6 protein-coding genes are annotated in these 6,261 nt (G+C 67.5%); 1 reads left to right on the top strand and 5 read right to left on the bottom strand.

Annotation, left to right across the window (positions count from 1 at the left end; translation table 11 throughout):
- Positions 1-74: 74 nt before the first annotated feature.
- Positions 75-1,298 carry a hypothetical protein gene (locus ACFVUT_RS10075; RefSeq protein WP_389660117.1) on the bottom strand — a complete coding sequence of 408 codons (1,224 nt, stop codon included), beginning with the start codon at positions 1,296-1,298 and terminating at the stop codon, positions 75-77.
- 370 nt (positions 1,299-1,668) lie between these two features.
- Positions 1,669-3,078 carry a type I glutamate--ammonia ligase gene (gene glnA, locus ACFVUT_RS10070; protein ID WP_389660115.1) on the bottom strand — a complete coding sequence of 470 codons (1,410 nt, stop codon included), beginning with the start codon at positions 3,076-3,078 and terminating at the stop codon, positions 1,669-1,671.
- Positions 3,079-3,332: 254 nt separating this feature from the next.
- Here glnA and ACFVUT_RS10065 point away from each other — a divergent pair, with 254 nt between their 5' ends.
- Positions 3,333-3,800 carry an RDD family protein gene (locus tag ACFVUT_RS10065; protein ID WP_389660114.1) on the top strand — a complete coding sequence of 156 codons (468 nt, stop codon included), beginning with the start codon at positions 3,333-3,335 and terminating at the stop codon, positions 3,798-3,800.
- Between the two features lie 196 nt (positions 3,801-3,996).
- On the opposite strand, the gene ACFVUT_RS10060 is transcribed toward ACFVUT_RS10065, so the two are convergent.
- The 3 genes from ACFVUT_RS10060 to lipA form a co-directional block, all read right to left on the bottom strand.
- Positions 3,997-4,704, bottom strand: coding sequence for a DUF4191 domain-containing protein (locus ACFVUT_RS10060; protein WP_389660112.1), 708 nt, complete (start codon positions 4,702-4,704; stop codon positions 3,997-3,999).
- Between the two features lie 19 nt (positions 4,705-4,723).
- Positions 4,724-4,924: a hypothetical protein gene (locus tag ACFVUT_RS10055; RefSeq protein ID WP_389660132.1), complete on the bottom strand. Its 201-nt coding sequence runs from the start codon at positions 4,922-4,924 to the stop codon at positions 4,724-4,726.
- 333 nt (positions 4,925-5,257) lie between these two features.
- Complete coding sequence (gene lipA, locus ACFVUT_RS10050; protein ID WP_389660109.1) at positions 5,258-6,223, bottom strand: lipoyl synthase; 966 nt, start codon at positions 6,221-6,223, stop codon at positions 5,258-5,260.
- Between the last annotated feature and the right edge of the window lie 38 nt (positions 6,224-6,261).

Here is a 6,261-nt window from a genome sequence, read left to right as displayed (position 1 = left end):
GCAACTTCGCCAAGAAGCAATAGCCGACGGAACCTCCACCAGCGACCTTGCTCCAACCTCAGCCAGAACGGACATCACCTTACGAACCGCCCTCTTAGATCCGGCACATACAGCGTGCCGCGATCGCACACGGCCTGTGCCGCCGCGCAACGGTCCAGGCGGGGGCCGGTCTCCGCGCCCGAGCGGATATCCCGGGGGCGGAGGGTGTTTCCTATCCCTGAGGTGAAGACGGTGGTGCCCTCCACGGGCGGTTGGTTGTTGTGCCCCATCGGCTTCGGTCTCCATAGTGGCTCGCCCGACTTGGCGTCGAAACCGTGCAGGACGTGGCCGTCCACGACCAGCAGCGTGTCGCCGTGGAGCCGGGGTTGGCGGGCGCCTGACCGCAAACGATCCGGACTCGACCACAGGGGGCGTGGAAGTCTCCGACTCGCGGCTCGCTTGCGGCGGGGTCGTAGCGTGTCTGGTGGGATGGGTGGAGCCGGGGCTTGAGTCAGCGGCCAGCCTGAGAGGGCCTGGAGCAATGAATCGCGGGTCACAATCGCACCGGTCGGAGCGTAGTCGCTCGCGCATTCCCTCAGCCGCGAGAACAGCGCGGATCCATCGGCCGCCGCTCCCCGGGCGGCCACCGGCTGGAGTCGTTCCACGGCCGCCGTGCGGTCTTCGGGACGGACGCCCTCCAGGCGAAGGTCCAGGATGGACAGGTGAGCCAGGAGTCGAAACGTCAGGGCATCCGGGGCGAGCCCGGAATCAGGGGCACCGGCGTTCACCGCACCCGTGACCAAAGCCTCCAGGTCCCTGAGCGCGCGGTGTGCCGACTTGTTCAGCCGCCCCGGCTCGTCCACGAGGTCACGAAATACGCGGGCACTCCCAGCGGCGGCGACAGCAGTTTTGGCCAGAGCTTGCAGGCACTCTGCTCGCGGGAAGGGTGAGGTCACGGCCAATGCCAGATGCCAGCGACCTGCGTTCAGAGACGCCCACTGTTCTTGCAAAGTGGTCAGGAACGACGTAATCAGCCTGACCGACGGGGGGTCCGAGACGGCCAGCTTCGGGCGGCGGCGTACGGCGACCGACAGGCTGTGCCGAGGTCCATTGTCCGCGCAGCCGATGACCATGTAGTCGTCCACGGCGGTCACGGCGCGGGCCTGAAAGCGGACCTCAACAGGTGTCACTTCGTCACCAAGGCCCGGCACCGGTGTGCCGGTGAGTAGGTGTGAAAGCAGGACGGCGCCATAGTGGTGCTCGAATACGGTCCCGCCCCCACCGGTCGAGTACGGACTCGCGTCGGCCGATGGGTTCATGTGGGCCCTTGTCCTTTCAGGCCGTCCGCGTGACCGCCTCCCGCTGAGTCTCATACCGCTTGAGCAGTACGAACTTGCCGCCCGAAAGTCTACGCATCGTCCCACTGGAGTGTTTCGCGAAGTGGGGTCCGTAAAGTGTGGTGACCGCTGGGAGAACGGGAACGCAGACGAATGAGGGCCGCCACCCCGACCACGGGGCGGCGGCCCTCATTCATGACGCTGACGTCACGTCAGCGAATCAACCGCGTGGTGCACACTCGGTGCACAAGGACATGGAAAACGACCGATGACAGTGAGAACTGCCGCGAAGAGTTCTCGCAGTTCACTGCCTGTTTCCAGGACATCAGCCCACGTCACTCGGCCCCGCTCTTTAGAGGTCGAAGTACAGCTCGAACTCGTGCGGGTGCGGGCGCAGCTGGATCGGGGCGATCTCGTTGGTCCGCTTGAAGTCGATCCACGTCTCGATCAGGTCGGACGTGAAGACGCCTCCGGCCTGGAGGTACTCGTTGTCCGCCTCCAGCGCTTCCAGGACGGCCGGGAGGGAGGTCGGGACCTGCTGGACGTTGGCGTGCTCCTCGGGAGCCAGCTCGTAGAGGTCCTTGTCGATCGGCTCGGCGGGCTCGATCTTGTTCTTGATGCCGTCGAGGCCGGCCATCAGCAGGGCGGAGAACGCGAGGTACGGGTTCGACGACGGGTCCGGGGCGCGGAACTCGACGCGCTTGGCCTTCGGGTTCGAGCCGGTGATCGGGATACGCATCGCCGCGGAGCGGTTGCGCTGCGAGTACACCAGGTTGACCGGGGCCTCGAAGCCGGGCACCAGGCGGTGGTACGAGTTCACCGTCGGGTTGGTGAAGGCCAGCAGGGACGGAGCGTGCTTGAGGATGCCGCCGATGTAGTAGCGGGCGGTGTCCGAGAGGCCCGCGTAGCCCTGCTCGTCGTAGAACAGCGGGTCGCCGCCGGCCCACAGCGACTGGTGGACGTGCATGCCCGAGCCGTTGTCACCGAAGATCGGCTTCGGCATGAAGGTCGCGGTCTTGCCGTTGCGCCAGGCGACGTTCTTCACGATGTACTTGAAGAGCATCAGGTCGTCGGCCGCGGCGAGCAGCGTGTTGAACTTGTAGTTGATCTCGGCCTGGCCGGCGGTGCCGACCTCGTGGTGCTGGCGCTCGACCTGGAGGCCGTTCTTGTCCAGCTCCAGGGAGATCTCGGCACGCAGGTCGGCGAAGTGGTCGACCGGCGGGACCGGGAAGTAGCCGCCCTTGTAGCGGACCTTGTAGCCGCGGTTGTTCTCCTCCGACCCGGTGTTCCAGGCGCCGGCCTCGGAGTCGATGTGGTAGAAGGACTCGTTCGCCGAGGTCTGGAAGCGGACGTTGTCGAACACGTAGAACTCGGCCTCGGGGCCGAAGTACGCGGTGTCGGCGATGCCGGTGGAGGCGAGGTACGCCTCGGCCTTCTTGGCCACGTTGCGCGGGTCACGGCTGTACTGCTCGCCGGTGATCGGGTCGTGGATGAAGAAGTTGATGTTGACCGTCTTGTCGCGGCGGAACGGGTCGACACGCGCGGTCGACAGGTCGGCACGCAGCGCCATGTCGGACTCGTGGATGGCCTGGAAGCCGCGGATCGACGAGCCGTCGAAGGCGAGTTCCTCGGTCGGGTCGAAGGCCGCCGCCGGAATGGTGAAGTGCTGCAGCACACCGGGCAGGTCGCAGAACCGGACATCGATGAACTTGACGTCTTCGTCGGCGATGTACTTCTTCGCGTCGTCGGCGTTCTGGAACATCCAACTCCTCCTACTCCCGGCCCGGGAGGGACGGGGTTGTAGCTCGTGGTGCGGCCAGTGCGGTGGCACACGCTGGACCCGACCATAGGCAGACCGGATTTCTCAAGCATGACCCATTTGTTTCGCTGAAGTTAACCGGGGCGGGTGCGGACGGCATCCCGAGGCCGGTCCGGAGCCTCGTGTCCGCCGTGCGTAGGGCCCGCAAGCCGCCCCCGCCCAGCAGGGCGCGGGGGCGAGCGCAGTACCGTGGTCGGGTGGACAACAGGCAAGCAATCGGATCGTGGCTGTCCGGCCCGCAGGCGACTGCCGAGGAGATGGGGGTCGACTTCGGCCACCGGGGCAAGCGGCTCGGCCTGCCCGAGCACGGGCCGGGATCCGTGGCGCCGCTCGGCCGGCGCTTCGGCGCGCTCTTCATCGACTGGGCCCTGTGCATGGTGATCGCATACGGGCTGTTCGCTCGCGGTGACCAACAGGCGACGGGGAACTGGGCGCTCGGCGTCTTCCTCGTGCTGAGCGTCCTCACCGTCGGCACCATCGGTTGCACCCCCGGCAAACGCCTCCTGGGCGTGCGGGTCATCGGCGAGGACGGCGGCCGGCTCACCTTCGTGCGGGCGATCGTCCGGAGTGTGCTGCTGTGCCTGGCGATTCCGGCCCTGGTCTGGGACCGCGACGGCCGCGGCCTGCACGACCGGCTGGCCCGCGCCGTCCAGGTCCGTATCTGACTGGTCCGACCGCATCGTCCACACCGAGTACGGAAGCGGCGGCCGGACACCGACGCCGGACACCGACGCCGGACACCGAGGCCGGACACCGAGGCCGGACACCAGAGGACGGAACGAGAAGAGGGCGGGTGGCGGACCGGTTCGGTCCACCACCCGCCCTCTTCGTACGTACAGCGGATGGGTACGGCGGGAGGGGTCAGCGCATCTTTCCGCCGCGCGGCATCCGCATGCCCTTCGGCATCGGGCCCTTGGGCAGCGGCATGTTGCTCATCAGGTCGCCCATGGCGCGCAGCCGGTCATTGGCGCTGGTCACCTGCGGGCCGGTCAGCACGCGCGGCATCTTCAGCATCTTGGTGCGCACCTTCTTGAGCGGCACCTGGCCCTCGTCGTTGCCGACGATGATGTCGTGCACCGGTACGTCGACCAGGATGCGCGCCATCTTCTTCTTCTCGGCCGCGAGCAGCAGCTTCACCCGGTTCGGGTTGCCCTCGCCGACCAGCACGATGCCGGCCTTGCCCACGGCGCGGTGGACGACGTCCTGGCTGCGGTTCATCGCGACCGCGGGGGTCGTGGTCCAGCCGCGTCCCACCCGGTCCAGCACTGCCGCCGCAGCGCCCGGCTGTCCCTCCATCTGTCCGAAGGCCGCACGCTCGGCACGCCGTCCGAAGACGATCGCCATCGCGAGGAGGGCCAGCACGAAGCCCAGGATGCCCAGGTAGACAGGGTGGCCGATCAGGAAACCGACCGCGAGGAGGACACCGAAGGTGACGATTCCCACACCCGCGACGACAAGACCGATCTTGGAGTCGGTCCGCCGGGTCATCTTGTAGGTCAGGGCGATCTGCTTGAGCCGCCCCGCGTTCTCGGCGCTGTCCGCGCCTTCAGTGTTTGCCTTCCTCGCCATGTACCGAAGTTTACGTGGCTCAAGAACGGTGGTCGGCCGCGGCCTCCAGTACGTGCGCGGCCTCGACCCGGTCCTTGGCCCGGCGCCGGTCCTCCAGGACGGCTGTCCAGGCATTGCGGCGGGCGGTGCGCTGGCCGCTGCTCAGCAGCAGCGACTCGACGGCACGGAGAGCGTGGGTGACGGAAGGGATGGCGGTGGCGCGTACCGGCACGGCCTGCATCGTGGACATCTCCTCGGAGCGGATGTGCGGACTGAGTTGCGTGGACTCAGCTGCCCGGGCCGATCTGCCCGGGACTGCGTGGCGCGAAAGGAGCATGCGCTGAGTGCGGGAAGCAGGAGTGGCAGCGGCCCGCGAAGCCGGCGGAGCCGCTGCGGTAACACCCAGCGTCATTGCTCGGTGTTACCAGCGCATGACCGGTCGGTCAAACACCAATGAAACCTTGATACGGGCGGCGCGCACGCCGACGCGGCCCATACGCGCCCCCGACCTGCGGGGAGCGTAGGAGCCGCGTCGTACCAGCTATTACCGCTGGGTAGCTTCTTGTGCCCGGATTCACACGGCGGGCGCCGCGGCGACGGCGCCGCGGCGCTCGATCGCCTGCTGGAAAAGACGGCCCGCGCGGTACGAGGAACGGACCAGCGGTCCGGACATCACGCCGGAGTAACCGATCTCGTCGGCCTCCTCCTTCAGCTCCACGAACTCGTGCGGTTTCACCCAGCGCTCGACCGGGTGGTGGCGCACGGACGGCCGCAGGTACTGCGTGATCGTGATGAGTTCGCAACCGGCGTCGTGCAGATCCTGGAGTGCCTCGCTGACCTCCTCGCGGGTCTCGCCCATGCCGAGGATCAGGTTGGACTTGGTCACCAGGCCGGCCTCGCGGGCCCGCGTGATGACCTCCAGGGAGCGCTCGTAACGGAAACCGGGGCGGATCCGCTTGAAGATCCGCGGCACCGTCTCGACGTTGTGCGCCAGCACCTCGGGGCGCGAGGAGAAGACCTCGGCGAGCTGCTCGGGCACCGCGTTGAAGTCCGGGATCAGCAGCTCGACCTTGGTGCGGCCGGCCTCCCGCCCCGCGGTCAGCGCGTGGATCTGGCGCACGGTCTCCGCGTACAGCCAGGCACCGCCGTCCTCCAGGTCGTCCCGGGCGACGCCGGTGATGGTGGCGTAGTTCAGGTCCATCGTGACGACGGACTCGCCGACCCTGCGGGGCTCGTCCCGGTCCAGCGCCTGCGGCTTGCCCGTGTCGATCTGGCAGAAGTCACAGCGCCGGGTGCACTGGTCGCCACCGATGAGGAACGTGGCCTCGCGGTCCTCCCAGCACTCGAAGATGTTGGGGCAGCCGGCCTCCTGGCACACCGTGTGCAGGCCCTCGCTCTTCACGAGCTTCTGCAACTGGTTGTACTCGGGGCCCATCTTCGCCCGGGTTTTGATCCACTCGGGCTTGCGCTCGATGGGGGTCTGGCTGTTCCGGACCTCAAGGCGCAGCATCTTGCGCCCGTCGGGTGCGACAGCGGACACTCCGGCACTCCCCTTTGCTTTCACTGCATTGGATTCTT

The organism is Streptomyces sp. NPDC058051 (assembly GCF_042885475.1).
Lineage (GTDB): Bacteria > Actinomycetota > Actinomycetes > Streptomycetales > Streptomycetaceae > Streptomyces.
This window is presented reverse-complemented; position numbering and strand designations above follow the sequence as displayed.

What these genes read in the sequence shown, in the direction of transcription:
- ACFVUT_RS10075 (WP_389660117.1), bottom strand. Translation starts at nt 1,298, where the DNA reads ATGAACCCATCGGCCGACGCGAGTCCGTACTCGACCGGTGGGGGCGGG.
- glnA (WP_389660115.1), bottom strand. Translation starts at nt 3,078, where the DNA reads ATGTTCCAGAACGCCGACGACGCGAAGAAGTACATCGCCGACGAAGAC.
- ACFVUT_RS10060 (WP_389660112.1), bottom strand. Translation starts at nt 4,704, where the DNA reads ATGGCGAGGAAGGCAAACACTGAAGGCGCGGACAGCGCCGAGAACGCG.
- ACFVUT_RS10055 (WP_389660132.1), bottom strand. Translation starts at nt 4,924, where the DNA reads ATGCAGGCCGTGCCGGTACGCGCCACCGCCATCCCTTCCGTCACCCAC.